This is a genomic window from Streptomyces sp. NPDC002092, assembly GCF_053593775.1.
Genome location: NZ_JBSFDG010000009.1, coordinates 131,681 through 157,933, shown reverse-complemented (window position 1 = coordinate 157,933; position 26,253 = coordinate 131,681). Strand labels below are relative to the sequence as shown.

Here is a 26,253-nt window from a genome sequence, read left to right as displayed (position 1 = left end):
TGCCGTCCCCATCAAGCCACTCACGTAAGAAAGCGAGCAGACCGACAGCCATGGCTGAGGCTCAGAACATCCCCGTGGGGTCCACCACCGCGGGCCAGATCGCGGTGGCCGCCGAGTCGACCGTCGCCACGCGCATGAGCGCGCCGCCGTCCTTCGACGTCGCGGACTTCCCGGTCCCGCACGGCCGCGAGGAGGAGTGGCGGTTCACCCCGCTGGAGCGCCTGCGCGGGCTGCACGACGGCACCGCCGTCGCGACCGGCGAGGTGAAGGTCGCGGTCGAGGCCCCCGAGGGCGTCATCGTCGAGACCGTCGACCGCGGCGACGCCCGGATCGGCAAGGCCGGCACCCCGGTGGACCGCATCGCCGCCCAGGCGTACTCGGCGTTCGAGAAGGCCGGCGTGGTCACCGTCCCCAAGGAGACGGTGCTCACCGAGCCGATCCGCATCGCCGTGCACGGCGAGGGCGGGGTCCGCTTCGGCCACCAGGTCGTGGAGCTCGGAGCCTTCGCCGAGGCCGTCGTCGTCATCGACCACACCGGTGACGCGGTCCTCGCGGCCAACGTCGACTACATCCTGGGCGACGGCGCCAAGCTGACCGTCGTCTCCGTCCAGGACTGGGACGACAAGGCCGTGCACGTGGCCCAGCACAACGCCCTCATCGGGCGCGACGCCAGCTTCAAGTCGGTCGTGGTCACCTTCGGCGGCGACGTCGTACGGCTGCACCCGCGCGTCTCCTACGCCGGCACCGGCGGCGAGGCCGAGCTGTTCGGGCTGTACTTCACGGACGCCGACCAGCACCAGGAGCACCGCCTCCTGGTCGACCACAACGTCCCGCACTGCAAGTCCAACGTCGTCTACAAGGGCGCGCTGCAGGGCGAGGGCGCCCACGCGGTGTGGATCGGCGACGTCCTCATCGAGGCCAAGGCCGAGGGCACGGACACGTACGAGATGAACCGCAACCTCGTCCTCACGGACGGCGCCCGGGTCGACTCCGTGCCCAACCTCGAGATCGAGACCGGCGAGATCGTCGGGGCCGGCCACGCCTCCGCCACCGGCCGCTTCGACGACGAGCAGCTCTTCTACCTGATGGCCCGCGGCATCCCCGCCGACGAGGCCCGCCGCCTGGTGGTCCGCGGCTTCTTCGCCGAGCTGGTCCAGCAGATCGGCGTCGACGACATCCAGGCCCGGCTGCTCGAGAAGATCGACGAGGAGCTGGAGACTGTGTCTGGATCGGGCCGATGACCTTCGTACGCGCCTGTGCGGTGAGCGAGCTGGAGGAGGACACCCCGAAGCGGGTGGAACTCGACGGCACGCCCATCTCGGTCGTGCAGACCGAGGGCGAGGTGTTCGCGATCCACGACATCTGCTCGCACGCGAACGTCTCGCTCTCCGAGGGCGAGGTGGAGGACTGCCAGATCGAGTGCTGGCTGCACGGCTCCAGCTTCGACCTGCGCACCGGCAAGCCGTCCGGCCTGCCCGCGACGCGCCCCGTCCCCGTATACCCCGTAAAGATCGAAGGGGACGACGTGCTCGTCTCCCTCAACCAGGAGTCCTGAGGCAATCCATGGCAACGCTTGAAATCCGCGACCTGCACGTCACCGTCGAGGCCGACAACGCCACGAAGGAGATCCTCAAGGGCGTCGACCTGACCGTGAAGCAGGGCGAGACGCACGCCATCATGGGCCCCAACGGCTCCGGCAAGTCGACCCTCGCCTACTCCCTCGCGGGCCACCCCAAGTACACGATCACCGGCGGCACCGTCACCCTCGACGGCGAGGACGTCCTGGAGATGTCCGTCGACGAGCGCGCGCGTGCGGGCCTGTTCCTCGCGATGCAGTACCCGGTCGAGGTTCCCGGCGTCTCCGTGTCGAACTTCCTCCGTACGTCCGCCACGGCCATCCGCGGCGAGGCCCCCAAGCTGCGTACCTGGGTGAAGGAGGTCAAGGAGACCATGGAGCGCCTCTCCATGGACCCGTCCTTCGCCGAGCGCAATGTCAACGAGGGCTTCTCCGGCGGTGAGAAGAAGCGCCACGAGATCCTCCAGCTCGAACTGCTCAAGCCGAAGATCGCGATCCTCGACGAGACCGACTCCGGCCTCGACGTCGACGCGCTCCGGGTCGTCTCCGAGGGCGTCAACCGCGTCCGCGAGACCGGCGAGGTCGGCACCCTGCTGATCACGCACTACACGCGCATCCTGCGCTACATCAAGCCCGACCACGTCCACGTGTTCGCCGGCGGCAAGATCGTCGAGTCCGGCGGTGCCGAGCTCGCCGACAAGCTGGAGAACGAGGGCTACGAGGCATACACGAAGGGTGGCGCATCCGAGTGACCCAGCTGCCGGGCCTCCTCGACACTGAGGCGATCCGCAAGGACTTCCCCATCCTGGACCGCCAGGTCCACGACGGGCAGAAGCTCGTGTACCTGGACAACGCGGCGACCTCGCAGAAGCCGCGCCAGGTGCTGGACGCCCTGAACGAGTACTACGAGCGCTACAACGCCAACGTCCACCGCGGTGTGCATGTGCTCGCCGAGGAGGCCACGGCGCTGTACGAGGGCGCGCGGGACAAGGTCGCGTCGTTCATCAACGCGCCCAGCCGCGACGAGGTGATCTTCACCAAGAACGCCTCGGAGTCGCTCAACCTCGTGGCGAACATGCTGGGCTGGGCCGACGAGCCCTACCGCGTGGACCACGAGACCGAGATCGTCATCACGGAGATGGAGCACCACTCCAACATCGTGCCGTGGCAGCTGCTCGCGCAGCGCACGGGCGCGAAGCTGAAGTGGTTCGGCCTGACCGACGACGGCCGCCTCGACCTCTCCAACATCGACGAGATCATCACCGAGAAGACGAAGATCGTCTCCTTCGTGCTGGTGTCGAACATCCTCGGCACGGTCAACCCGGTCGAGGCGATAGTCCGCCGCGCCCAGGAGGTCGGTGCGCTGGTCTGCATCGACGCCTCGCAGGCCGCCCCGCACATGCCGCTGGACGTCCAGTCGCTGCAGGCCGACTTCGTGGCCTTCACCGGCCACAAGATGTGCGGCCCGACCGGCATCGGTGTCCTGTGGGGCCGGCAGGAACTCCTTGAGGACCTGCCGCCGTTCCTCGGCGGCGGCGAGATGATCGAGACCGTGTCGATGCACTCGTCGACGTACGCTCCCGCCCCGCACAAGTTCGAGGCGGGCACCCCGCCGATCGCGCAGGCGGTGGGTCTCGGAGCGGCGATCGACTATCTGCAGTCGATCGGCATGGACAAGATCCTGGCCCATGAGCACGCCCTCACCGAGTACGCGGTGAAGCGGCTGGGCGAGGTCCCGGACCTGCGGATCATCGGCCCGACCACGGCCGAGGACCGCGGCGCGGCGATCTCCTTCACGCTCGGCGACATCCACCCGCACGACGTGGGCCAGGTCCTCGACGAGCAGGGCATCGCGGTCCGCGTCGGCCACCACTGCGCACGCCCTGTGTGCCTGCGCTACGGAATTCCTGCGACCACGCGAGCGTCGTTCTATCTGTACTCCACGCCGGCCGAGATCGACGCACTGGTCGAGGGGCTGGAGCACGTACGGAACTTCTTCGGCTGAGGGACGTGAGCTGAGACAGTGAAGCTGGACTCGATGTACCAGGAAGTCATCCTGGACCACTACAAGAACCCGCACGGGCGTGGTCTTCGGGATGGCGACGCCGAGGTGCACCACGTGAACCCGACGTGCGGCGACGAGATCACCCTGCGCGTGAAGTACGACGGCACGAAGATCGAGGACGTCTCCTACGAGGGTCAGGGCTGCTCGATCAGCCAGGCCTCGGCCTCCGTCCTGAACGAACTGCTGGTCGGCAAGGACCTGGCGGACGCCCAGAAGATCCAGGAGACCTTCCTGGAGCTGATGCAGTCCAAGGGCCGGATCGAGCCGGACGACGCGATGGAGGAGGTGCTGGAGGACGCGGTCGCGTTCGCCGGTGTCTCCAAGTACCCGGCCCGGGTCAAGTGCGCCCTCCTCAGCTGGATGGCGTGGAAGGACGCGACGGCCCAGGCCCTGGGCGGAGCCGACGCCGAAAGGAAGACGGCATGAGCGAGACCGTTGAGATGAAGCCGGCCTCGGAGGAAGAGGTCCGTGAGGCGCTGTACGACGTCGTCGACCCCGAGCTGGGCATCGACGTCGTCAACCTCGGCCTGATCTACGGCATCCACATCGACGACGCGAACATCGCGACCCTCGACATGACCCTGACCTCGGCGGCCTGTCCGCTGACGGATGTCATCGAGGACCAGGCCAAGTCCGCCACGGACGGCCTCGTCAGCGAGCTGCGCATCAACTGGGTGTGGATGCCGCCGTGGGGCCCCGACAAGATCACGGACGACGGACGCGAGCAGCTGCGGGCGCTCGGCTTCAACGTCTGAGGTCCACCCGCTGCTTGAACGACAACGGCGACGCCCTGAGGGCGTCGCCGTTGTCGTGTCCTCGGGTCAGGCCAGCCCGGCCACGAACCGGAACGCCGAGTCTGCCAGATACAACGAGCTGTTCTGGAACGGATCCAGCTTCAGCTGGAAGTTCTGGTGCCGCAGGAACCGGCCCGGATAGTTCACCGACTCCAGCATCACCGCTCCCGAGTACGCCGACGCCCGGGGGCAGAAGGTGGCGTCCTGCTTGAAGACGTAGGAGCCGTCGTCCGGTTCGTCGCGGAGCAGGAAGTTGCGGTGGCGCAGGTACTTGCCGTCGTGTGTGGCGAAGGAATAGCAGGAGCTGTCCGCCAGGCCCTTGACCACCTTGAAGGTGGAGTCCTGGCGGGACTCCGAGCCGGCCGGCGGGTCGAGCTTCACGTAGTCGCCGCTCACATGCCAGTAGCGGTCGGGATAGTTCACCGACTGCATGGATCCGTAGAGGGCCGACGGCTTCGAGTGGGTCGGCGAACTCGCATGGGTATCGGGCGATTTGGACGGCTCGCTGCTACCGGCCGCCGAATCGTGCGGACTGGGCGAGGGGGACGTACTGGTCTGCGCGGACGACGGGCCGCTCTTTCCGGCGGGCGTCGTGATCCCGTTTGTGGACGGGGTGGCGAAGGAGATCAGTCCGGGGGGCGTTTCGGCGACGGCCGACGACGGGATCCCGGACGCCCGTGACGGGCGGTCGGAGTCCCTGTCCATCACGGCTATCGCCGTGGCGCACGCGACGATCGTCGACAGGGCCAGCGCGCCGGCCAGCCAGAGTCTTCGGGTTCCCGGGGCGCGGGAGGTGTCGGGGGCCCAGCCGTTCTCCCAGGGCTGGTTCCGGGGCGGCTCGGGGGTGGTTTCTGGCATGCGCTGTTCCTCCAGCGGCGCCCGAGGCGGCGGCCGGGGATGAGGTGAGGGTGAGGTGAGTGAGCGGTGAAACCCTAGTGGAGTGAAGAGACCGCGGGGAGTCGTTTAAGCGAGCGATTTCCATGAAGGTTGAACCTCCTCATCCGGAATGCGGCACTACGCATCCCTCGGCGTCGGCGTGCCGTTGTGTACGGACGTACGCATCATTGTGTACGCTCGTACACATGGCATTCCTGATGCTCCTCGCGGCCATCGCCGCCGAGGTGGGCGGTACCACCGCCATGAAGTTCAGCCACGGCTTCAGCCGGCTGTGGCCCTCCGTGCTGACGCTCGCCGGATACGGCGTCTCCTTCTGGCTGCTCGCCCAGACGCTGAAGACGATGTCGGTCGGCACGGCCTACGCGATCTGGGCCGGCCTCGGCACCGCGGCCATCGTGGCCATCGGCATCCTCTGTCTCGGCGAGGGGATGACCGTCCCGAAGGCCGTGGGGATCGGTCTGATCATCGTGGGGGTCGTCGTGCTCAACCTGGGAGGCGCGCACTGATGGCCCGCCGCTACGACCCCGACCGGCGGCAGCGGATCATCGACGCGGCGATCCGGGTGGTGGGCGAGAAAGGCCTGACCGGGTTGAGCCACCGCTCCGCCGCCGCCGAGGCCGACGTGCCGCTCGGCTCGACGACGTACCACTTCAAGACCCTCGACGAGCTGATGGTCGCTGCCCTGAGGCAGGCGAGCGAGGGCTTCGCCAAGGTGGTCACCTCGCGCGGCGGCCTGGAGGATCCGCGGCCGGACCTCGCCGCCGAACTGGCGGGCTGCCTGGGCGAGTGGCTCGCGGGCGACCGTACCGGCGTGGAGCTGGAGTACGAGCTCTATCTCGCCGCCCTGCGCCGCCCCGCCCTGCGCCCGGTGGCCGCCGAATGGGCCGAGGACGTCGCCCGGCAGATCGCCCGGCACACCGACCCGGTGACGGCCCGGGCGCTGGTCGCGCTGATGGACGGCATCTGTCTGCAGGTACTGCTGACGGGGGTGCCCTACGACGAGGAGTACGCGCGCGAGGTGCTGGCGCGGATGATCCCCCGGCCCGGTTCATGAACGTGTTCGTCGGGGTGCCGGCGCCGAAGCCGGTGTCCCGTGGTACCCCTGCGGAGGGTGGCGTCGAATTCGACGCCGCGGCAGCCGCCGACGGCGGCCGACTCCAGCGGACCGGCTTCGACCCCACTGGGGCCGCCCCCAGACCCCCTTCGGCCTGAACGGTCTCGTCCTCAAACGCCGGACGGGCTGGATTGGTTGGATTGGGCGCCGCGCGTCGGCGGAGGCGGGGCGGGGGCCTGTCGTTCGAGAGGGGCTGGAGGGAGCGGCCGCCCGTTGGCTGAGACGGGGGTGCCATCGGTTGGCCTGGGCAGGGGGTGGGCGGTTAGGTTGCCCTCATGACCGACACGACTGCTCCTCGTACCACCGGCGCCGTGGCCGCCGGGCTCGCCACGATCGCCGCTGACGGCACTGTTCTCGACACCTGGTTCCCCGCGCCCGCGCTGAGCGAGGAGGCCGGTCCGGCCGGGACCGAGCGGCTGTCCGCCGAGAAGGCCGTGGAGCTGCTCGGGGACGGTGCGGCGAAGGCGATCGGGACGGACGCCCGCCGCGGTGTCGAGGTCGTCGCGGTGCGCACGGTCATCTCCTCGCTCGGCGAGAAGCCGATCGACACGCACGACGCCTACCTGCGGCTGCACCTGCTCTCGCACCGCCTGGTCCAGCCGCACGGGCAGAGCCTCGACGGCATCTTCGGCCTGCTGCCCAACGTCGCCTGGACCTCGCTCGGCCCGGTCGCCGTCGACGAGATCGAGAAGGTACGGCTCAACGCCCGCGCCGAGGGCCTGCACCTCCAGGTGACCTCCGTCGACAAGTTCCCGCGCATGACGGACTACGTAGCCCCCAAGGGCGTCCGCATCGCCGACGCCGACCGGGTGCGGCTCGGTGCGCACCTCGCCGCGGGCACCACCGTCATGCACGAGGGCTTCGTCAACTTCAACGCCGGCACGCTCGGCACGTCGATGGTCGAGGGCCGCATCTCCGCGGGTGTCGTGATCGGCGACGGCTCCGACATCGGCGGCGGCGCCTCCACCATGGGGACGCTCTCGGGCGGCGGCAACGTCCGCATCACCATCGGCGAGCGCTGCCTGATCGGCGCCGAGGCGGGCGTCGGCATCGCGCTCGGCGACGAGTGCGTCGTCGAGGCCGGGCTGTACGTCACCGCGGGCACCCGCGTCACCATGCCCGACGGGCAGATCGTTAAGGCCCGCGAGCTCTCCGGTGCCTCCAACATCCTCTTCCGCCGCAACTCGGTCACCGGCACGGTCGAGGCCCGCCCGAACAATGCGGTCTGGGGCGGTCTGAACGAGATCCTGCACAGCCACAACTGACGCCGCCCGGCGTCCCGGTGAGCGCTCTTCCGCCCAGCGCGGGAGGGCGCTCGCTCATGGTCCGGGCCGCGCCGCGAACTCAGCCAGCGCCGCGAAGTCGTCCTCCCGCAGGCCGAGCCGCGGGTCGACGTGGTGCAGGAACGCGGGGCCCGGGTGGTGGGCTCGCACGTACTCCTCGTCCGCCTGGCTCTGTTCGTCGTCGACCCAGGCGAAGGGGCGGCCCTCGGCGTACGCCACGATCGCCTCCGTCTTCCAGTGCACCCCGTCGGGCCGGAGCGCGAACAGGCCCGCGCCGAAGTCCACGTACGGCAGCTCGGGCAGGCCGACGACCGGGGCGATCCAGCGGTTGGCGGCGTCCATCCAGGTTGTGGCCCAGCAGAGGTCGTAGTCGAGGGAGAGCAGTGCCGGGCCGTGGGACGGGTTCAGCCACACCCGCAGGGCCCGGCCGGGGTGCAGGGCCACCCGGATCGTCGTATAGCCCTCCGGGCGGCGTTCGGGCTTTGCGGCCCAAGGGTTGAGCGGGCCGTCGACGTCGAGGAACAGCAGGGGGCGGCTCACAGCAACAACGTACGGCACAAGGGCTGTACGGCTGCCGGAAAGCCTCCTTGTCGAAAGCCCTGCCGGGCGCTGGCAGCCGATCCTCGCCCAGCCCTGACCGGTCACCCGGCCGTGAGCTCCTCGTAGGCCGCCAGCAGCCCGTCGACCGTCTCGCGGCCTGCGGGCCGCAGCGGGGCACGGACGGTTCCCGCCGGCAGGCCGAGCTCGTTGAGGAGCGCCTTCGTGGTGACGGTCCCGGGCAGACCGGCCGACATCATCAACTCGATGAGCGGCGTGGCGCGTTGCTGGAGGCGGGCGGACCCGGGTGTGTCGCCCGCCTCGAACGCGTCCAGCACGGCACGGAGTTCGGACGGTACGACGTTCGCGACGGTGCTGATGTATCCGGCGCCGCCCACCGCGTACAGCGCCAGGTTGTGTTCGTCGCAGCCCGCGTAGTACGCCAACTCCGTGCGGGAGAGCACCTTCTGGGCGGCGAGGAAGTCGTAGGAGCAGTCCTTGACCGCCACGATCCGGGGGTGCTCGGCGAGCCGGATCATCGTGTCGGACTCGATGCGGGTGCCGGTGCGGCCCGGGATGTCGTACAGCACGACCGGCAGCCCGGAGGCGTCCGCGACGGTCCGGAAGTGCTCCTCCAGCGCGTCCTGCGGGGGCCGGCTGTAGTACGGGCTGACCACCAGCACGCCGTCCGCGCCCGCCTTTTCGGCCTCCCGCGCGAGTTCCACGGTGTGCCGGGTGTCGAAGGTGCCGACGCCCGCCACGACCGACGCCCGGCCGCCCACCGCCTCCCGCACCGCCTCGACCAGTGCCGCCTTCTCGGCGTCCGTGGTGGTCGGCGACTCGCCCGTCGTACCGGAGAGCACCAGACCGTCGCACCCCCGCGAGACCAGGTGGTCGGCGAGCCGCTGCGCCCCGTCGAGATCGAGCGCGCCCTCCTCGGTGAAGGGGGTGATCATCGCGCAGAGGGCCCGGCCGAAGGGGGCGGTAGTCGTCATGCTCTCAGTCTCGGCCGATCGACAGTGAAGCTCCACTTAATTCTTCTACGAGATATTGATAAGCGTTGCTGTGGTGCGACCGGCCAGGCCCCACGTCATCCAGGCCCTATGTCCATTTCGCCCGCCATGGGTCAGCATGGTCGTGACGGTCATCGGCATCGGCCCATGGAGGCGTCATGAAGCTCGGTAAGGCACTGGCCACCGGAGTCGCGGAGGAACAGCCGCAGACCCATGAGGAAGAGCTCGAACTGCCCGAGGAGACCCAGGACGTCGAGGCGTCCGCGCGCGAAGAGGTTCCGGCGGCCCGATGAGACTGCGGCTTCCGGAGGAACGCCCGACGGAGCCGCCGACCGGATACAAGATCGCCCACCCGGTGCTGTCCCAGGACGGCACCCGGGCCGGGTTCACCGGTGTGTCGCTGGGCGGCGCGCTGCCGTACGGAGTCCTGGCCGACGCGTCCTGTGTCTACGGTCTGCGCCACCGGGCACCGCACCGCCGCTGTGACTGCGGCTTCCACTGCGTGCAAGACCGCACGGCGGCCGAGGCGCTGCGGTGCACGGCCGAGCACCGGGCGGCCGTCCTGCTGGAGGTCCTGGTCCTCGGCCGCTACATCCGCTTCGAGCGGGGCTTCCGCTACGCCCGCCAGCGGGTGCGGACCGCTACGGTCGGCCCCTGCGCGTGCGGCGCGGTCGCCACCGCCCTGGCCGACGCGGGCTGGGGCCGGCCAGGCTGGCTCGGGCAGGCCCCCTCCTGCGCGGGCTGCGTCCGCGGCCGTACGTCCGTCTCGCTCGCCTCCTTCGCGCGGCTGGCCGGGGAGGGGCTGCGGGTGGTGGCGGGCAGCGGCGCCGCGCCGGCGGCGGCGGACCTCGCGGTGCCCGAGGGGCTCGGGGTGCCCGAACTCGTCGCCGAGGCAGCCCTGTTGCAGGCCCGCCTCGACTGGTTCCAGACCCAGCTCGGCCGGCTCGGCGAGCGCGGGCCGGGCGGTGGCCGGCAGGGGTAGCGAAGGTCGGCAGGGGTACCCGGAGTGTTCCGAACGGAGGAAGCCGAGAGGAACGCGAGAGGAGGCGACCCCGTGACCGGGACCATGCACCCCCATCCGGTGCGCGACGGGCACCGCTCGGTGGGCGAGCTCGTCGGACAGGCCACCGAACAGCTATCCCGGCTCGTACGACAGGAAGTGGCCCTCGCCAAGGAGGAGCTGTCCGCGAAAGGCAGGCGCGCCGGGCGAGGCGGCGGACTGCTCGGCGCCGCGGGCGCGTTCGCCTACGCCGGTCTGCTCGCCCTGGCCGGCACGGGCGTAGCCGCCCTCTCGCTGGTGCTGTCGGTCTGGGCTGCGGCGCTCATCGTGACCGCCGTGCTGTTCGTGATCGCGGGCCTGCTGGCCCTGACCGGCCGCGCCCAGCTGCGCCGCGCCGCACCGCCGACGCCCGAGGAGACCCTCGTGAGCGTCCGTGCCGATGTCGAGGAGATCAGGGAAAGGGCGCACCGATGACGGACAAGGCAGGGCCGACCGGCGCCAAGGGACCCGATGAGCTGAGGCGGCAGATCGAGCAGACGCGCAGTCAACTGGGCGAAACAGTGGAGGAGTTGGCGGAGAAGATGGATGTGAAGGGACGTGCCAGGGCCCGGGCGGCCGACCTCAAGGACAAGGCGAGCGCCATGACCGTGCAACTGCGCAGCACGGCCGCGCACGCCGGCCATGCGGTCCAGGACCGGGCCACGCAGACCGGCCACAAGGTGCACGACCGGGCCACGCAGGCGGGCCACCAGGTGCAGGACAGGGCGACGAGGGCCGGTCACCAGGTGCAGGACCGAGCCCTGACGGCGGGCCACGCCGCCCAGGACAGGGCCACCCGGACGGGGCACACGCTGCAGCACAGGGCGGAGCACGACGTCCCCTGGCCCGCCGGCCCCGTCGTCAGGGCGGCGGTACGGCATCCGGGGCCCGCGCTGGCCATCGGGGCGGCGCTGGCCTTCGTCGTGGTGGTGGGCTGGAGGTACCCCAAGCGGTAGCAGATCGCTCCTGCCTCTGACTCTGACACCGTCCCACCGAAAACCTCAGTCTCCTGGACAAAAAAAGTTTTCGGTGGGACGGTGGACGCATGCTGGACGTCACCGTCATCGAGGACCCCGAGGCCGCCGCCGTCTCCCTGGACCCCGTCAGGGCCAGGCTGCTCGCCGAGCTGGCGGCCGGACCCGCGTCGGCGGCGATGCTGGCCGGCCGGGTCGGCCTGCCGCGGCAGAAGGTGAACTACCACCTCAAGGCGCTGGAGCGGCACGGCCTGGTCGAGCTGGCCGGGGAGCGCCGCAAGGGCAATGTCACCGAGCGGCTGATGCAGGCCACCGCGGCCTCGTACGTCATCTCGCCGCTCGCGCTCGCCGCCGTACAGCCGGACCCGGACCGGTTCCGGGACCAGCTGTCCGCGCGGTGGCTGCTGGCGCTCGGCGCCCGGCTGGTGCGGGACGTCGGCTCGCTGATCACCGGTGCCGCGAAGGCCCGCAAGCGGCTGGCCACGTATGCCCTCGACGGCGAGGTGCGCTTCGCCTCGGCCGCCGAACGGGCCGCGTTCGTCCAGGAGTTGACGGCCGGCATCAGCGCGCTGATCCGCAAGTACGACGCGCCCGACGCCGAGGGTGGGCGTGACCACCGGATCGTCGTGGCCGTCCATCCCACCCCCAAGGCAACCGAGCAGGACTAGGCAGGAGCCCACCATGTCCAAGGAATTCGAGATCGCCCGCGAGTTCGAGGTCGACGCCACTCCCGAGGAGGTGTGGGAGGCGATCACCACCGGGACCGGCGGGTACCTGTGGCCGATGGAGCCGCCCGAGCCCCGCGTCGGCGGCAAGGGACCCTTCGGGTCCGAGGTCATCGCCTGGGACCCGCCGCACCGCTACACCAACCGCGTCGGGGACGTCGAGGGCATCGCCGAGCAGACCCTCAACCAGCTCGACTACACGATCGAGCCGCGGGACGAGGGGCGCCGGGCCTGGGTGCGGTACGTGCACAGCGGCATCTTCGTCGACGACTGGGACAACCAGTACGACGGTGCCGCCAAGCACACCGACTTCTATCTGCACACCCTGCGCGAGTACCTGGTCCACTTCGCGCCCCGGCCGGCCGCCTTCGCCACCTTCGACGGGCCCGAGGCCTCGGAGGCCGCCGACGCCCTCGCCGTCGTCGGGCGGGCGCTCGGTGTCGGCGAGGACGTGACCGCCGGCACCCGGGTGACGGTCCGGGGGCCCGACGAGTTCGACGCCGTGGTCGACTTCCGCAACCCGTATTTCATCGGGCTGCGCACGGACCGCGGCCTCACCCGCTTCTTCGGGCGCAACCACTGGGGGCACCGGGTCGGCATCTCTCTGCACGACTTCACCCCGGACGCCGACATCAAGGAGTGCGAGGCCGCCTGGCAGGACTGGCTGAACGGCGTGTTCAGCCAGTCCTGAGCAGGGCTCGCCCCTTACGGGCGGAAGCGCAGCACCTGCGGGTCGTGGTCGCTGATCTGGTCGTTGAACTCCGAGTTGACGTGCACGCTGTCGTACTCGAACTTGCAGGACCGCCGGATCGACGGGCTGATCAGGATCTGGTCCAGGACCTGCTGGTTGCCCTGGTAGTCGTAGGTGTAACGCTCGTTCTTCGGCAGCGACTTGATCGCCGACCAGAGCTCGCCGTCACCCTCCAGGATCTTCGCGGTGTCGGAGAACTCGAAGTCGTTCATGTCGCCGAGCGCGATCACGTCCGCGTTCTTCTGGACGTCCAGGATGCTCTTGACGAACGCGTTGACCAGCGTCGCCTGGGCGTGGCGCTGGGTCTCCGAGCTGCGCGTCGGGGGCTGGTACTGCGAGGTCAGCCCCTGGTCGCCGCCCTTCGAGTTCAGGTGGTTGGCGATCACGAAGACCGTGCGGCCATGGAAGACGAACTCGCCGGCGAGCGGCTTGCGGCTGGACTTCCAGGCGTCGTTCGCCGGGTCGATGCGGCCGGGGGAGGCCGTCAGCTGCGCCTTGCCGTGCACCTTGGTGACGCCGACCGCGGTGGTGGAGTCGCCGCCCGCGCGGTCCGTGAAGGAGACCCGCTCCGGGTTGAAGAGGAACACCTGGCGGATGTTGCCGCCGGGCTCGCCGCCGTCCTGGTCGTTGACCGGGTTGATCGAGCGCCAGTCGTACTTCGGGCCGCCCGCCGCTACGATCGCGTCGATCAGCTTGTTCACCGTCTGGCTCGCGTCGACCGTGCCGTCGTCCGTCGCGCCGTTGTTGTCCTGGATCTCCTCCAGGGACACGATGTCGGGCGACTGCAGGTTGTTCACGATCGCGGCGGCGTGCGCGTCGAAGGTCTTGTCGGACGGGTCGAGGTTCTCGACGTTGTACGTCGCGACCGCCAGCTCGCCGCGCGACTGCTTCTGCGTCGTCTCCCGCTGCAGACCGCCGCTCTTCAGCGTCCCCAGCTGACCTGCGACCAGGGTGTAGCCGCCGAACTGGTTGAAGTCCAGCGGTCCTGTCGTGGTGCCGGTCAGCGAGTCGCCGACGTTCGCCTTCGGGAAGTCGGCCGTCGAACCCAGCGACTGGATCTGCAGCCGGCCGGTGTTCTGCGACTCGTAGGAGCCGTAGAGCGTGCCGCCGCTGGGGGTCCGGTGCTCATGCGGCTTCACCGTGACCCACAGCTCGGAGTACGGGTCGGTGGCCGTGACCACGCGCGCGTCGGCGACCTGGACGTTCATGCCCTCCAGGGACTCGTAGTAGTCCAGGGCGTACGTCGACGGCTGCAGCGCCAGGCCGTTGATCGAGCCGTTCGCGGCGGTGTCGCCCGCCGGGGTGTACAGCGCGGGCACCGACTTCGCGTCGATCACCGTCGGGGCCGGCACCGCGTTGCCGGTGGAGACGGTGGTGACGGTCGGCTTGGTGATCTCGGTGACCGACTGGTTGCCGGACGAGGCGCCACCCGGGACGTACTCGGAGACCGTGCCGGTGACCGTGACGGAGTCACCGACGGCGGCCTTCGGGGTGGAGCTGGTGAAGACGAATATGCCCTCACTGGTGGCCGGGTTGTCATCCGGGTTCGGATCCTGGATCCAGAAGCCTCTGGAGGAGCCGTAGGTGCGCACGCCGGTGACAATTCCGGCCACGTCGGTGACCTTCTGGCCGGCGTACGGAGAAATGCGCGTAGTGCCCTGGATGTCATGGATGCGCACGGAGTCGGCGTGCGCGGGAGAAGTCAGGACTACGGCGGACGCCGCGGAACAGACGGCGGCGACGGTGAGCGCGGCGAGACGCGCGGAAGACTTGCTCGGCAACGTAGATCCCTCCGGGGACGTGCGTGGGCGCCGGGACGAGGGTGGTGCGTGGGACGGTCCGAGGCCGCGACCGGTGGGGCGGTGGCGACGCGCGTAGAAAATACAGTGAACATGTGTCCGCTTCGTTTCTACGCGCGTCAATCTCCTGCGTACGCACGCCAGTTGTCAAGGTTTCGGCCATGTACGGACGGGGGCCGGGAGATGAACCGGGCGGCATGGGTGGAAATCCGTCTAGGCTGAGCGGTTGAGTGGTACGACACGCCCGAGGAGAACCAGCCGATGTCAGACAGCTCCCCCCTGCCGCCGGTGCGGCTGCATCCCGAAGCGGAGCTGGCGCGGGCCGCGTTGGCCACACCGCTGCTCTCCCGGGCCGCCCGGCTCGCCCGCTGGGCGGGGCCGGACACCCGGATCGACGCCGGGGGCGGGCTCGTCGAGGAACAGCTGCCGGCCGCCGCCGAGCTGCTCGGGCTGAGCGGGGACGACGCCGCGGCCCTCGCGAGCGAGGCCTGGCGGGTCGCCGTGGACACCGGGCTCGTCGAGATCGTGGACTCCGAAGATGACGACGAGGGCACCGTCGCCGCCGGGCAGGATCTGGCACTGCTCACCCAGGGCTCGCCGCACGAGGTGCTGGGCGTGTGGCAGGAGGCACTGGAGACGGTGCTCGCCGACGCCAGCGTCCCCGACCTGGACGACCTGGAAGGCGCCCTCGACGAGACCGGCGAGATCGACTTCTCCCGGCTGGAGTGGGACCCGGAGGCGGAGGCCGAGTTCCTCGACGGCGTCCTCGGCAACCTGTACCTGCTCACCGTCAGCGAGGACGGCCCCGGCGACGGACCCGTTCCGCTGCCCGCCCTCGCCGCGTCCATGATCGTGCCCAACGACATGGGGGAGCCCACCAACGACGTCCTGGAGCAGGTCTCCGACGCGATGATGCGGCTCGACGACCAGTTCCGGCTGCTGGAGCCGGTGGGACTCGTCGAGTACCAGCCGGTCGACGAGGCGCTGATGGCGGAGCCCGAGGACGCTGCCGCGGAACCCGCCGCCCGGGCCGACGACACCGACGTCTCGCGCTACGGCATGGTCCGGCTGACCCCGCTCGGCCTGTACGGGCTGCGGGCGCGGCTGCTGGAGGCCGGACTTACGGCGCCCGCGGTCGGCGACCTCGTGGACAAGGGCGCCGACGCGCTGCTCGACGGCACGGCCACCTTCCCCCAGGCCGCGGCACAGGCCGAGACCGAACAGTGGCTGGCCCGCCGTGAACCCCTCACCGCCGCACGGGAGTTGCTGGCGGCGGCGCGCGGGGCGGACACCGGGGCGCCCCTGCGCCGGCTGCGCTGCCAGCAGGCGCTGTCCCTCGTCGGCACCGACGCCGAACCCGCACTGCGCGAAGTCCTCGACGACCCGGAGCTGGGCGGACTCGCCCGCGTCTGGCTGACCGAGCACGGCGCACCGGACGTGCCGGCCCCGTCCGAGAAGATGATCTTCTGGCTCACCATCGACACCATCGCCGCCCAGTTGGCCGCCGAGGGCAACTCCGAGGAACTCCGGGCGCTGGTACAGGGGTTGGCCGCCCAGCACGGCAGCTTCTTCGCAGCGGCCTGGCGGGTCGAGCACCCCGCCACGGCGGACGTACTGGAGGCCATGGGGCGGCTGCACCCCGACAAGCGGATCGCGAAGGAAGCGCGGAAGGCGGCGTTCAAGGCGCGGTCGCAGCACGGAGGTTGAACAGGAAGAGGGTTGAACGGCCGCGGCCCGCACCACCGGTGCGGGCCGCGGCCGTTCCGGCCTGGCAGCGGTGCCCGCGATCCGGCCGCCGGACGTGAACGGGTGAGGATTACCCGTTGACAAGGTTCTTTTGAGTTCCGTGGTCTGCGGCATGCGGATTCATGGAAGAGGACCTCTAGGCGTCGGCCGGTGTTCAACTCCCGTTCAGGCACGGGCGAAACGGTGGCGCCGACCCGAGGTCCGCCACCCTCCACGGCACACCCACCGTCACAGGAGACACCATGTCGCTCACCCGCAGGGACTTCGCCAGAAAATCCGCGATCACCGGTGCCGGTGTCGCACTGGCGGGCAGCGTCGGCGCCCTCGCCACCGCCCCGGGCGCCCTTGCGTCCACGGACACAGAGGAAGCGGGCGAGGAGTCGGCCGGCGCACACGGCGGCGTCGGCTACGGACCGCTGATCCCCGACCCGGACGGCATCCTCGCCCTCCCCGCCGGCTTCAAGTACCGGATCATCACCTACAGCGGCAGGACCAAGCTGGAGTCGGGCGAGTTCACCCCCTCCAACCACGACGGCACCTCCACCTTCGCAGGCCCCCGCGGCGCCACCCTCCTCGTCAACAACCACGAGCTGAAGGGCCCGCGGGCCAACTGGCCGCACCCCGTCCCGCTCACCGAGGGCCTCGTCTACGACCCCGCCGCATCCGGCGGCTGCACGGTCGTCGAGGTGCGCCGCGACCATGTCGCCGAGTGGGTCGGCATCGCCGGCACCTCCACCAACTGCGCGGGCGGCAACACCCCTTGGGGCACCTGGCTCACCTGCGAGGAGACCGAGGACAAGGCCGGCCAGAACGGCATGACCAAGGACCACGGCTACGTCTTCGAGGTCGACCCCTCCGACCGCCGCGCCAACCGCGACCCCAAGCCCATCAAGGCGCTGGGCCGCTACGCCCACGAGGCGGTCGTCGTCGACCCCAAGCGCGGCCACCTCTACCTCACCGAGGACGCGTCGACCCCCAACGGCCTCCTCTACCGCTGGACCCCGCCGGAGGGCTTCTGCCACGGACGCGGCAAGCTGCGCACCCTCGCCGACGACGCCGGTGTCCTCCAGGCCTTCAAGTGCTTCGACTCCGGCGGCAAGTTCGTCGACGACCTCTCCCGCGCCACGAAGATCGGCACCGTGTACGGCGTCGACTGGGTCGACGTCCCCGACCGCGACGCGCGGACGACCCCCGTCCGCAAGCAGTTCACCACCGGCCAGATCACCCGCGCCCGCAAGCTCGAAGGCATGTGGTGGGGCGACGGCGGCGCCTACGTCGTCTCCTCCTACGCCCGTGACGAGAGCCCCGTGCAGCACGACGGCGCCGTCTGGTTCTACGACCCCAAGCGCCGCACCCTCACCCTGAAGGTCCTGCTCGGCGTCAACCCCGACCCCTCCGCCGAGGGCGACTTCGACGGCCCGGACAACATCACCGTCTCCCCGTACGGCGGCCTGGTCATCGCCGAGGACGGCGAGGGCCTCCAGCACCTGTTCGGCGCGACGGACAGCGGCCGCACGTACCCGATCGCCCGCAACGAACTCAACATCGGCACCGAAGAGGAGCCCGAATACAGCGAGTTCACGGGTGTCACCTTCTCGCCCGACGGCAGCACGCTGTTCGCCAACATTCAGGAGCCGGGGATCATGCTGGCGATCACGGGGCCCTGGAAGCGCCAGAAGCGCGGGTGATTAATTCGGTCGCTCGTCCCGCGGTACGCCTCTTAGAGTGATGAACGTCCAGGTGCGAAGGCAGGACCTACTTCCACTCATAATGGGGCGGCCGCGGGTTCGAGTCCCGCCACCGGTACAACGAGCCGGTGTAGCTCAGGGGTTAGAGCACCTACGTCGGTTCCGCCGACCTTGAACTCTGGACACCACAACTTCATGCACCTCCCGGTGCGAACCTTTTGATCTCGGGGAGGCGCAGCTCAAGGTGGGTGCCCGGTGCGCAGGCAGCGGATACTTCAGGGGACTGGTGGGGGGAAACCCTCTTGCGGGTTCGAATCCCGTCATCGGCTCACGGCCGGTGTGGCGGAACGGAAGACGCGCCAGTTGATAAGCACCGCAGTCGACTTCGACCTCGGACACCTTCCTTTTGCTGTGCCTCCCTCCGAAACGGAAACGAATTCGGGGGAATTCACCATGGCACGTTTCAACACCAAGGCGGCGCGGGCGCAGCCCACTTCGCGTGTCACCTCGACGGGGCGCGTGCTCCGTTCGTACGAGGGCGGTCGCGGCCGTGAGCGGGACGAGCGCTCCGAGCTTTTTCTGCTCGCGATCGCCAACTTCGTGTCGCAGCAGACGTTTTACGAGAGCGGCGCCGACCGCGACGACCGCTTCGCTCGTCTCGTACGGCGGCTCGCCGTCGAGGACCCGAACTGGACCGCCGGTCTGCTGGGCTGGCTGCGCGGGGAGGGCAACATCCGTACGGCCTCGCTGGTCGGCGCAGCCGAGTACGTGAAGGCACGCCTCGACGCGGGTGCCACCGACGGCCCCTCGAACCGCCAGGTCATCGCCTCCGTACTGCAGCGCCCCGACGAGCCCGGCGAACTGCTCGCGTACTGGACCGCGACGTACGGCCGCAGCGTCCCCAAGCCCGTCAAGCGCGGGATCGCCGACGCCGTGCGCCGCCTCTACAGCGGCAAGTCGCTGCTGAAGTACGACACCGCGTCCAGGGGCTACCGCTTCGGCGACATCCTCAACCTGGTGCACGCCGCGCCCGATCCGGACAAGCCGTGGCAGGGCGAGCTGTTCCAGTACGCCCTCGACCGCCGGCACAACCCGGACAGCGCGGTGCCGCCCGCCTCGAACCGTGTGCTGACCGCGCACCGTGAGCTGATGGCGCTGCCGGTGGCCGAGCGACGCGCGGTCGTGACCTCGCGCGGCGGAGCTGAGCGGCTCGCCGCGGCCGGGATGACCTGGGAGGCGCTGGCCGGGTGGCTGCAGGGTCCGATGGACAAGGCGGCCTGGGAGGCCGTGATCCCGTCCATGGGGGTCATGGCGCTCGTGAGAAACCTGCGGAACTTCGACCAGGCCGGCGTCTGTGACAAGGTGGCCGCCCAGGTGGCCGCGCGCATCAGCGACCCGGCGGAGGTGGCGCGCTCGCGGCAGTTCCCCTTCCGGTACCTCGCCGCGTACCAGCACGCGCCCTCGCTGCGCTGGTCGTACCCGCTGGAGCAGGCGCTCGGCCACTCGCTGGCCAATGTGCCCGCGCTGCCGGGCCGGACGCTGGTGCTCGTCGACCGTTCCGGCTCGATGTGGGCGCCGCTGTCGGACCGCTCGGAGCTCAACCGGGCCGACGCGGCGGCGATCTTCGGCACGGCGCTCGCGCTGCGGGCGCAGGACGCCGACCTCGTCGAGTTCGGCACCACCAGCCGGCGGCTGTCGTTCGACGAGGGCGAGTCGGTGCTGAAGATCCTCGGCCGCTTCGGCGACCTCGGCGGCACCGACACCACCTCGGCGATCCGCGCGCACTACCGCGGTCAGGACCGGGTGCTGATCGTCACCGACGAGCAGTACACGTACAGCCGCCACGGCGACCCGACCGAGCAGGTCCCGGCGCATGTGCCGGTGTACACCTGGAACCTCGCCGCCTACCGGGTGGGCCACGGCCCGTCGGGCAAGGCGAACCGGCACACGTTCGGGGGGCTCTCGGACGCGGCTTTCCGGATGGTGCCCCTGCTCGAGAGCGCTCGGGATGCCGACTGGCCTTGGGCTGCCTGAGCACGGAGGTGTGGCCCGCACTTCTACGGGGTGCGGGCCACACCCCTGCCCGCACTCTTGTCCGCGGGATTATTGATATCTAACATTTCAGTTCGTGGAGGCCATTCGACCCGTCGCGCGCACCCTTCTCAGGGACCGCGCCTACGAATCCATCCGGGACGCCATCGTGGCCGGGCAGCTCGAGCCCGGCGCCGTGGTGCGGGACGCCGAGCTCGCCGAGCGGCTCGGGCTGTCCCGGGCGCCGGTACGACAGGCCTTCTCCCGGCTGGTGGACGAGGGACTGCTGGAGAGCAAGCCGCAGAGCTACACGCGGGTCACCCCGGTCGTCACCGCCGAGGTGCGGGACGCCGCCGCCGTGGTCGGCGCCATGCACGAACTGGCCACGCGCATCGCCGTGCCCCGACTGTTCGCCGCGGACGTCCAGGCGATGCGCGAGGCCAACGAAGGGTTCGCCGCGGCCGTCGGCTCGGGCGACGTCGACGCTGCCCTGCGCGCCGACGACGAACTCCACGACGTGCTCGTCCGCGTCGCAGGCAACCACGCGGCCGCCGCCACCATCGCCCGCTACACCCCCCTCATCCGCCGCCTGGAGCGCCGCCGCTTCGGCGAGAGCACCTGCCGGTCGGCCGGCCTGCACGAGCAGCTGATCGACGCCTGCGCGGACGGCAGCGTGGCTGAGGCGGTCCGCGTCACCGCGGAGATCTGGCGCACCCTCGCCGACGACCTCGCCGACGGCGACTGATCCCGACCACGGGAGGACCCATGTCCCTTTCCTCGTACGAGCGTTACCCGCTCCTCTTCGGCCCTTCGCCGGTGCACCCGCTGGAGCGCCTGACCGCCCACCTCGGCGGCGCCTCCCTCTGGGCCAAGCGCGAGGACTGCAACTCCGGTGTCGCCTACGGCGGCAACAAGACCCGCAAGCTGGAGTACCTGGTAGCCGACGCGCTCGCCAAGGGCTGCGACACGCTCGTGTCCATCGGTGGCGTCCAGTCCAACCACACCCGCCAGGTCGCCGCCTGCGCCGCCCGCGCCGGGCTCAAGTGCGTTCTGGTGCAGGAGAGCTGGGTGGAGTGGCCGGACTCCGTGTACGACAAGGTCGGCAACATCCTGATCAGCCGGCTCGCCGGGGCCGACGTACGGCTGGTGCGGGCCGGATTCGGGATCGGGTTCAAGGAGAGCTGGGAGCAGGCGCTCAGGGAGGTCGAGGAGTCGGGCGGCAAGCCGTACGCCATCCCGGCCGGGGCCTCCGACCACCCGCTCGGCGGCCTCGGCTTCGCCGGATGGGCGTACGAAGTCGCTGAGCAGGAGCGAGAGTTGGGGGTCTTCTTCGACACGGTGGTGGTGTGCTCCGTCACCGGGTCGACCCAGGCCGGCATGGTCGCCGGGTTCGCCGCCCTGGAGGAGGCAGGCGGACGGCCCCGACGCGTGCTCGGCATCGACGCCTCGGCCAAGCCCGCCACCACCCGGGAGCAGATCGCCCGGATCGCCCGGAACACCGGCCAACTCATCGGCGCCAAGCGGGAGTTGACCGAGGCGGACGTCGAGCTGGACGAGCGGTACCACGCGGGCATCTACGGCATCCCCGACGAGACCACCCTGGCCGCCATGCGCCTCGCGGCCCGCACCGAGGGAATGGTCACCGACCCCGTGTACGAGGGGAAGTCGATGGCCGGAATGGTGGACCTGGTCGAGCGGGGGGAGATCGGCCGGGACTCGACCGTGCTCTACGCACACCTGGGCGGCCAGCCCGCGCTCAACGCGTACAGCGCCCTGTTCTAAGCGGCTTCACGCCGGGCGACTTCCCGCTTCTGCCCGGTGATCACGAACGCCGACACCACCAGGGCGGCGAGCGCGATCAGCGCGCCGACGCCGAACGCGCGCGCCGACCCCTCGGTGAGGACCTCGGCCGGGGTACCGGAGGCGTGCCGGGTCGCCGTGCCGAACACCGTGACCAGGACGGACAGTCCGAGGGTGCCGCCGAGCCACTGCAGGGTCTGCAGGAGACCGGAGGCGGCACCCGCCTCGCGCGGCTCGATACGGGCGAGAATCGTCGCGTTGAGCGGCATGAAGCTCAGGCCCACACCGATGCCCATCAGCAGCAACGGGCCGAGCAGACCGGCCGGGTAGCCCTCACCGGGTTCGAGCCGCCACAGCCAGGCGGCCGCGGCGACGAGCAGGCCCGTGCCGGTGAGCAGAACCGGCTTGGCACCGAACCGGGCCAGCAGTCGCGGCACGAAGCGGACAGTGGTGAACATCGCCAGGGTCATCGGGAGGAAGGCGAATCCTGCGCGCAACGGGCTGTACACCAGGACCTGTTGGCTGATCAGAGTCAGGAAGTAGAACGCACCGAACATGCCGGCCGGCAGCAACAGCACGCCCGCGTAGCCGCCCGCGCGGTTGCGGTCCGAGAAGAGCCCCAGCGGCATGATCGGCTGGGCGGCCCGGGACTCGACGATCGTGAATCCGGCGAGGAGGGCAGCGGCCGTACTGAATCCGAGCAGCGCCTGGGTGTTGCTCCAGCCCGCCTCGGAGACCCGGATGAACGCGTACACGAGTGAGGTCATGCCTGCCGTGCCGGTCAGCGCGCCGAGCGCATCGAACCGGCCCGCGTGGCGCGGGGTTTCGTCGACGAAGCGGGGCAGGGCGAGCGCCACCCCGATCCCTATCGGGACGTTGATCAGGAGGGCCCAGCGCCAGGACGCCCAGGAGGTGAGCATGCCGCCGAGGACCAGGCCGATGGAGGCGCCGATGCCCGCCATGGAGGAGTAGATGCCGAGGGCGTGGTGCCGGCGCGGGCCCTCCGGGAAGTTGGTGGTGATCAGGGCGAGGGTGCTGGGGGCGGTGAGCGCGGCGCCCGCACCCTGGAGCGCGCGGGCCGCGAGCAGCCAGGCGCTGTCGGTGGCGAGCCCGCCGAGCAGGGAGGAGCCGGCGAAGATCAGGACGCCGGTGGCCAGGGTGCGGCGGCGGCCGACGATGTCGCCGACCCGTCCGCCGAGCAGGAGCAGACCGCCGAACGCGAGCGTGTAGGCGTTGAGGACCCAGGACAGGCCGGTGCGGCTGAAGTCGAGGTCCTGCTGGATGTCCGGCAGCGCTACGTTGACGACAGTGGAGTCGACGCCGACCATCAGGTAGGCGGTGACGATGACGAAGAGGACGGTGCCGAGCCTGGCGGGTCGGTGTGCTGTGGAGAGCGCGTCAGTCGTTGTGGACGGTGCGGACGACGGGGTGGACATGGAGTTTCTCCCGGTCTGGCGTCCCCGGACGAAGGTGTGCGCGGGCAGCGCGGACTGCCCGCACAGATAAGCGGGGACTGTCTCCGTTTAATGCTCGCTAAGATACGGAGAGAGTCCCCGGTTCGCAAGGAGTATCTGGATGGCGCAGGTCAGGCCCATGCGTGCGGACGCTCGGCGCAATTACGAACGGCTGCTGAAGGCCGCGGCGCAGTCCTTCGCCGAGCATGGGGAGGGCGCGTCGCTCGACGACATCGCCAAGCGGGCGGGGGTCGGATCGGGCACGCTGTACCGGCATTTCCCGACGCGGCAGGCGCTGCTGGAGGCGGTGTACGTCGATGCCATCGAGGCGCTCGCGGCACGCGCCGACGACTTCGCGCGGGAACTGCCGCCGGGCGAGGCGCTGGTGGAGTGGCTGAACGAACTCAGCGCCGGGATGATCCAGGTCAGGGGTCTCAAGTCCCTGCTCGGCTCGGCCGTCACGGACGGCAGCAATGCCGTGGTTACGGCCTGCGGCAATTCGGTGAAGGGCGCGGCGGAACGGCTGGTCGGGGCGGCGAAGCGGGAGGGGACGCTGCGGGAGGACGTCGAGGCGATCGAGATCCTGCGGCTGGCGCACGGTGTGGCCACGGCGTCCGAGCTGGCGAACGGCGAGGGCAAGTACATCCGCCGCTATCTGTCGCTGCTGACGGACGGTCTGCGTCCCGCAACCGAGGCGTGAACGCCGGGCGCCCCCTGGCCGGGGGCGCCCATGGTCGTCGTATGACGGGCTACAGCGCCTGCGCGGCCGGCTTCACCATGTTCCGGACCGTGCGCGCCTTCACGAACTCGCCGATCGCTGTCATCTCCCACTCGCCGGAGAACTGGCGGATCAGCTTGGCCATCATCACGCCCGTCTGCGGTTCGGCGTTGGTCAGGTCGAAGCGGACGAGTTCCTCGCCGGTTGCCGCGTCCAGGAGGCGGCAGTAGGCCTTGGCGACCTCGGTGAACTTCTGTCCGGAGAAGGAGTTGACCGTGAAGACCAGGCCGGTGGCGTCCTGGGGGATGCGGCCGAGGTCGACCACGATGACCTCGTCGTCGCCTCCGCCCTCGCCCGTGAGGTTGTCGCCGGAGTGCTTGATCGCCCCGTTCAGGATGGACAGCTTGCCGAAGTAGCAGCTGTCGATGTGGTTGCGCTGCGGGCCGTACGCGATGACCGACGCGTCCAGGTCGATGTCCTTGCCGCCGTAGGCGGGCTCCCAGCCGAGGCCCATCTTGACCTGGGAGAGCAGCGGGCGGCCACCCTTGACCAGGGAGACCGTCTGGTTCTTCTGGAGGTTGACCCGGCCCTTGTCGAGGTTGATCTTCCCGGTGCCGGGGGCCGCGGCGGCGGGCGGGGCCGGGGGAGGCGGCGGCGTGGTGGACAGCGGCGGGGCCGGCGGGGTCACCGGGGGCTGCATCGTGGGCGTCGGCGGAGCGACCGGCTGGGGCGGGGCGGTCGCGGCCGGCTCCTCCACCGTGACGCCGAAGTCGGTGGCGATACCCGCCAGGCCGTTGGCATAGCCCTGGCCGACCGCGCGGGCCTTCCACTGGCCGCCCCGCAGATAGATCTCGACGACCACCAGCGCCGTCTCGGTGCCGAGCTGCGGGGGTGTGAACGTGGCCAGGACGGTGTTGTCGTCCGCGCTGCGGATCGTGGCCGTCGGTTCGATGCCCTGGAAGGTCTGGCCCTGGGCGTCCGGGCTCGCGGTGACGACGATCTTCTCGATGCCGGGCGGGACGGCGGCGGTGTCGACGATGATCGCGTCGGGCGCCGTGCCCCCGCCCGACCGGTAGGTCACGCCCGGGCCCTGGGGCTGGTTGTAGAAGATGAAGTCGTCGTCGGAGCGCACTTTGCCGTCGGCGGTGAGCAGCAGGCCCGATACGTCGAGCCGCACGGGGGCGGCGACGTCCACCGTCACGCGGGCGGTGGGGAGAGGGATGTTCGAGCCGGGGGTCATAGCTGTCATGCCGGGTGAACGAGCGGGGGCGCTTTGCCGTTCCCTTACCGGAGGCCGATCTGGCGGCGCCCGCCGCCCAGCCCAGCCAGCCATCGTAATCTCCTGGTTTTGGCCTCCTCTCCCGCCCGCGAGCGGGAGATTCCTCCCTGCCCGGCCGCTTGGTGGCGGCCCGGCTTGAGACGGGTTCCTGCTTCGTCGCGCTTGGCCCTGATTGCCGACCAGGGGCTTACATGCGCTCCACAGGCGTTTACCTCACGCTGCTGTGAGGGCCCCCGGCCCGGGGGTGGGTGGTGTTTCGGGCTGGGCCGCCCGGATACGGCGGCCCTCGTCTCGGATGTTCTTCGCACCGTTCCAGTCCCGGTCCTGCGCTGTTCCGCAAGTGGGACAGATCCAGATTCGGATCGACAAGGGCTTGGGGCCATCCAAGTGGCCACAGGATGAGCAGAGTCGACTCGGGGGAAAGGGACGGGCCACGGGAGTGAGCTTGCGCCCGTAGCGTCTCGCCTTGTACTCCAGCATGGCCAAGAACTGGCCCCACCCCGCATCGTGCACGCTCTTGGCGAGTATGCCGCGCGCCAGGCCATTCACACTGAGCGTTTCCACACTGACTGATTGGTTCTCTCGGATCAGCTTCGTGGACAGCTGGTGGTGAAAGTCCTTACGCGCGTCGGCCACTGCCGCGTGCGCCCGTGCCAACTTCGCACGGGCCTTCTCCCGGTTCTTGCTCCCTTTCTGCTTGCGATCGAGCTCTCGCCGTCGCTTCTTCAGTTTCTTCTCTGCCCGCCGCAGAAAGCGCGGTGAGGTCACACGTGAGCCGTCGGAGAGGACAGCGAAGTGTGTCAGTCCCAGGTCGATGCCCAGATCGCCGGTCGCGTCCGGGGCTGCGGCCTGATCGGCGTCAGGATGTACCGCAACTCCACGCGCCCTCCTCCGGTGAACATCAGCCCTGAACGCGAACAGAAGTCCCATCCGCTCGCCGAGAACAACGCGCCACCGGTAGGAAAGTCAC

General features: G+C 70.2%; 28 protein-coding genes. 21 read left to right on the top strand and 7 right to left on the bottom strand.

The genetic code is table 11. The annotated features are described in order from the left end of the window. Nucleotides 1-50: 50 nt before the first annotated feature. The 6 genes from sufD to ACWCRD_RS22085 are packed head-to-tail and all read left to right on the top strand — an operon-like array spanning nt 51 to nt 4,396. Complete coding sequence (gene sufD / locus ACWCRD_RS22110; RefSeq protein WP_450967512.1) at nt 51-1,241, top strand: Fe-S cluster assembly protein SufD; 1,191 nt, start codon at nt 51-53, stop codon at nt 1,239-1,241. Beyond that, nucleotides 1,238-1,555 (top strand): bifunctional 3-phenylpropionate/cinnamic acid dioxygenase ferredoxin subunit, encoded by a 318-nt coding sequence (locus ACWCRD_RS22105; protein ID WP_344403866.1) that lies wholly within the window; start codon nt 1,238-1,240, stop codon nt 1,553-1,555. Before sufD ends, ACWCRD_RS22105 begins: the two co-directional genes overlap by 4 nt. A gap of 8 nt (nt 1,556-1,563) precedes the next feature. Then, nucleotides 1,564-2,328 (top strand): Fe-S cluster assembly ATPase SufC, encoded by a 765-nt coding sequence (gene sufC, locus ACWCRD_RS22100; protein WP_450761385.1) that lies wholly within the window; start codon nt 1,564-1,566, stop codon nt 2,326-2,328. Then, nucleotides 2,325-3,581, top strand: coding sequence for a cysteine desulfurase (locus ACWCRD_RS22095; protein WP_450967511.1), 1,257 nt, complete (start codon nt 2,325-2,327; stop codon nt 3,579-3,581). The genes sufC and ACWCRD_RS22095 overlap by 4 nt, the downstream gene beginning before the upstream one ends. A gap of 18 nt (nt 3,582-3,599) precedes the next feature. After that, a complete protein-coding gene (sufU, locus tag ACWCRD_RS22090; protein ID WP_030933411.1) occupies nt 3,600-4,067 on the top strand; it encodes a Fe-S cluster assembly sulfur transfer protein SufU in 468 nt (155 codons plus the stop codon). Beyond that, nucleotides 4,064-4,396 carry a metal-sulfur cluster assembly factor gene (locus tag ACWCRD_RS22085; RefSeq protein ID WP_028809645.1) on the top strand — a complete coding sequence of 111 codons (333 nt, stop codon included), beginning with the start codon at nt 4,064-4,066 and terminating at the stop codon, nt 4,394-4,396. Before sufU ends, ACWCRD_RS22085 begins: the two co-directional genes overlap by 4 nt. A 66-nt stretch (nt 4,397-4,462) precedes the next feature. Here ACWCRD_RS22085 and ACWCRD_RS22080 read toward each other — a convergent pair whose 3' ends face one another. Then, the gene (locus tag ACWCRD_RS22080) at nt 4,463-5,293 is read right to left on the bottom strand and encodes an AbfB domain-containing protein (protein ID WP_450967510.1); all 831 of its coding nucleotides are present in this window, start codon (nt 5,291-5,293) and stop codon (nt 4,463-4,465) included. Nucleotides 5,294-5,517: 224 nt separating this feature from the next. Between ACWCRD_RS22080 and ACWCRD_RS22075 the strand changes: the two genes are divergently transcribed. The 3 genes from ACWCRD_RS22075 to dapD all read left to right on the top strand — a co-directional run bounded on the left by ACWCRD_RS22075 (nt 5,518) and on the right by dapD (nt 7,711). Beyond that, nucleotides 5,518-5,838, top strand: a complete 321-nt coding sequence (locus ACWCRD_RS22075; protein ID WP_450967509.1) for a DMT family transporter — start codon at nt 5,518-5,520, stop codon at nt 5,836-5,838. Next, the gene (locus tag ACWCRD_RS22070) at nt 5,838-6,386 is read left to right on the top strand and encodes a TetR/AcrR family transcriptional regulator (protein WP_450967508.1); all 549 of its coding nucleotides are present in this window, start codon (nt 5,838-5,840) and stop codon (nt 6,384-6,386) included. Before ACWCRD_RS22075 ends, ACWCRD_RS22070 begins: the two co-directional genes overlap by 1 nt. 335 nt (nt 6,387-6,721) lie before the next feature. Next, a complete protein-coding gene (gene dapD, locus ACWCRD_RS22065) occupies nt 6,722-7,711 on the top strand; it encodes a 2,3,4,5-tetrahydropyridine-2,6-dicarboxylate N-succinyltransferase (protein ID WP_450967507.1) in 990 nt (329 codons plus the stop codon). Between the two features lie 54 nt (nt 7,712-7,765). Here dapD and ACWCRD_RS22060 read toward each other — a convergent pair whose 3' ends face one another. Both ACWCRD_RS22060 and dapA read right to left on the bottom strand, forming a co-directional pair. After that, nucleotides 7,766-8,269: a hypothetical protein gene (locus ACWCRD_RS22060; RefSeq protein ID WP_450967506.1), complete on the bottom strand. Its 504-nt coding sequence runs from the start codon at nt 8,267-8,269 to the stop codon at nt 7,766-7,768. Nucleotides 8,270-8,370: 101 nt separating this feature from the next. Continuing rightward, on the bottom strand, nt 8,371-9,261 hold the full coding sequence (gene dapA / locus ACWCRD_RS22055; RefSeq protein ID WP_450967505.1) for a 4-hydroxy-tetrahydrodipicolinate synthase: 891 nt from the start codon (nt 9,259-9,261) through the stop codon (nt 8,371-8,373). A gap of 176 nt (nt 9,262-9,437) precedes the next feature. On the opposite strand from dapA, the gene ACWCRD_RS22050 reads away from it, so the two are divergent. The 6 genes from ACWCRD_RS22050 to ACWCRD_RS22025 all read left to right on the top strand — a co-directional run bounded on the left by ACWCRD_RS22050 (nt 9,438) and on the right by ACWCRD_RS22025 (nt 12,708). Then, complete coding sequence (locus ACWCRD_RS22050) at nt 9,438-9,572, top strand: hypothetical protein (protein ID WP_351469211.1); 135 nt, start codon at nt 9,438-9,440, stop codon at nt 9,570-9,572. Beyond that, the gene (locus tag ACWCRD_RS22045; RefSeq protein ID WP_450967504.1) at nt 9,569-10,261 is read left to right on the top strand and encodes a hypothetical protein; all 693 of its coding nucleotides are present in this window, start codon (nt 9,569-9,571) and stop codon (nt 10,259-10,261) included. Before ACWCRD_RS22050 ends, ACWCRD_RS22045 begins: the two co-directional genes overlap by 4 nt. Before the next feature lie 72 nt (nt 10,262-10,333). Beyond that, entirely contained in the window at nt 10,334-10,753 is a 420-nt protein-coding gene (locus ACWCRD_RS22040) for a phage holin family protein (protein WP_450967503.1), read from the top strand. Further along, nucleotides 10,750-11,274 (top strand): DUF3618 domain-containing protein, encoded by a 525-nt coding sequence (locus ACWCRD_RS22035; RefSeq protein ID WP_450967502.1) that lies wholly within the window; start codon nt 10,750-10,752, stop codon nt 11,272-11,274. Before ACWCRD_RS22040 ends, ACWCRD_RS22035 begins: the two co-directional genes overlap by 4 nt. Before the next feature lie 89 nt (nt 11,275-11,363). Next, nucleotides 11,364-11,960 (top strand): ArsR/SmtB family transcription factor, encoded by a 597-nt coding sequence (locus ACWCRD_RS22030; RefSeq protein WP_450967501.1) that lies wholly within the window; start codon nt 11,364-11,366, stop codon nt 11,958-11,960. A 13-nt stretch (nt 11,961-11,973) separates the two neighbouring features. Continuing rightward, entirely contained in the window at nt 11,974-12,708 is a 735-nt protein-coding gene (locus ACWCRD_RS22025; protein WP_450967500.1) for an SRPBCC domain-containing protein, read from the top strand. A 14-nt stretch (nt 12,709-12,722) separates the two neighbouring features. Here the strand turns inward: ACWCRD_RS22025 and ACWCRD_RS22020 are convergent, their stop codons facing one another. Then, nucleotides 12,723-14,549: an endonuclease/exonuclease/phosphatase family protein gene (locus ACWCRD_RS22020; protein ID WP_450967499.1), complete on the bottom strand. Its 1,827-nt coding sequence runs from the start codon at nt 14,547-14,549 to the stop codon at nt 12,723-12,725. A gap of 279 nt (nt 14,550-14,828) precedes the next feature. On the opposite strand from ACWCRD_RS22020, the gene ACWCRD_RS22015 reads away from it, so the two are divergent. The 5 genes from ACWCRD_RS22015 to ACWCRD_RS21995 all read left to right on the top strand — a co-directional run bounded on the left by ACWCRD_RS22015 (nt 14,829) and on the right by ACWCRD_RS21995 (nt 21,814). After that, nucleotides 14,829-16,274 (top strand): hypothetical protein, encoded by a 1,446-nt coding sequence (locus ACWCRD_RS22015; RefSeq protein WP_450967498.1) that lies wholly within the window; start codon nt 14,829-14,831, stop codon nt 16,272-16,274. A gap of 281 nt (nt 16,275-16,555) precedes the next feature. Next, nucleotides 16,556-18,001 carry an alkaline phosphatase PhoX gene (locus ACWCRD_RS22010; RefSeq protein WP_450967497.1) on the top strand — a complete coding sequence of 482 codons (1,446 nt, stop codon included), beginning with the start codon at nt 16,556-16,558 and terminating at the stop codon, nt 17,999-18,001. Nucleotides 18,002-18,454: 453 nt separating this feature from the next. Beyond that, nucleotides 18,455-20,035, top strand: coding sequence for a TROVE domain-containing protein (locus tag ACWCRD_RS22005; protein WP_450967496.1), 1,581 nt, complete (start codon nt 18,455-18,457; stop codon nt 20,033-20,035). Between the two features lie 94 nt (nt 20,036-20,129). Beyond that, nucleotides 20,130-20,777, top strand: a complete 648-nt coding sequence (locus tag ACWCRD_RS22000) for a GntR family transcriptional regulator (protein ID WP_450967495.1) — start codon at nt 20,130-20,132, stop codon at nt 20,775-20,777. Between the two features lie 20 nt (nt 20,778-20,797). Further along, a complete protein-coding gene (locus ACWCRD_RS21995; protein ID WP_450967494.1) occupies nt 20,798-21,814 on the top strand; it encodes a 1-aminocyclopropane-1-carboxylate deaminase in 1,017 nt (338 codons plus the stop codon). Here ACWCRD_RS21995 and ACWCRD_RS21990 read toward each other — a convergent pair. Further along, a complete protein-coding gene (locus ACWCRD_RS21990) occupies nt 21,811-23,268 on the bottom strand; it encodes an MFS transporter (RefSeq protein ID WP_450967493.1) in 1,458 nt (485 codons plus the stop codon). The two genes, ACWCRD_RS21995 and ACWCRD_RS21990, sit on opposite strands and share 4 nt — an antisense overlap. A 139-nt stretch (nt 23,269-23,407) precedes the next feature. Here ACWCRD_RS21990 and ACWCRD_RS21985 point away from each other — a divergent pair, with 139 nt between their 5' ends. Further along, nucleotides 23,408-23,986 (top strand): TetR/AcrR family transcriptional regulator, encoded by a 579-nt coding sequence (locus ACWCRD_RS21985; RefSeq protein ID WP_450967492.1) that lies wholly within the window; start codon nt 23,408-23,410, stop codon nt 23,984-23,986. Between the two features lie 49 nt (nt 23,987-24,035). Here ACWCRD_RS21985 and ACWCRD_RS21980 read toward each other — a convergent pair whose 3' ends face one another. Together ACWCRD_RS21980 and ACWCRD_RS21975 are read right to left on the bottom strand one after the other, a co-directional pair. Then, nucleotides 24,036-25,244: a TerD family protein gene (locus ACWCRD_RS21980; RefSeq protein ID WP_450967690.1), complete on the bottom strand. Its 1,209-nt coding sequence runs from the start codon at nt 25,242-25,244 to the stop codon at nt 24,036-24,038. A 252-nt stretch (nt 25,245-25,496) separates the two neighbouring features. After that, on the bottom strand, nt 25,497-26,213 hold the full coding sequence (locus tag ACWCRD_RS21975; RefSeq protein WP_450967491.1) for an RNA-guided endonuclease TnpB family protein: 717 nt from the start codon (nt 26,211-26,213) through the stop codon (nt 25,497-25,499). Nucleotides 26,214-26,253 lie beyond the last annotated feature (40 nt).